1 protein-coding gene is annotated in these 699 nt (G+C 46.4%); it reads right to left on the bottom strand.

The genetic code is table 11. From position 1 onward, the window contains the following. The coding region (locus tag R7O13_RS27135; protein WP_318305234.1) for a Mur ligase family protein at window positions 1-699 on the bottom strand (699 nt) is incomplete at both ends.

Here is a 699-nt window from a genome sequence, read left to right as displayed (position 1 = left end):
CTGACCGCGAAACGCCCCAAGCAAATCAACCGCCGCTTTCATCGCAGGTACGCTTGCATTGTAGCTGTCATCGATCAACTTGATCGTCGAGCTGAGTTGCTCCACATCCACTCGGCCTTTTACTTTGTTAAGGTTTAAAAGACCAAACTGAATCTCTTCAACGGTTGCCCCCATGTGTAGCGCAATGATTGAGGCCGCAATAGCATTTGCAACGTTATGTTGACCAATAATACCAAGTGACAGTTCAATTTCTCGCGAATCTGATGAAATATGCAAAGTAAAGCTCGCTTTACCTTCCTCATTCATTGTCACGTTCGATGCGTAAAAGTCCGCTTGCGAATTATTATGCGAGAAAGTGATCACTTTTTTATCTGCAAGAACCGATTGCCACAGCGCATCACCGTTACTATCGAGATTGACGATGGCAATGCCACCAGCCTGTAACCCTTGATAGATTTCACCTTTGGCTTGCTTTACACCCTCAATAGAACCAAAGCCTTCCAAATGCGCCGCCGCAACATTGTTTACCAGCGCGATATCCGGTTTCACAAGCTGGGTAGTGTAAGCAATTTCACCAATATGGTTTGCGCCTAGCTCAATCACCGCGTAATCGTCATCTTGCTGAGAACACAGCAACGTCAGCGGAACACCCCTATCATTATTGAAGTTCCCTGCCCTGAACAACACGTTGCCTTTTTG

The organism is Vibrio sp. Y176, from assembly GCF_033438945.1.
The sequence above is the reverse complement of the archived record's forward strand: the minus strand, read 5'-3'. Positions and strand labels throughout refer to the sequence as shown.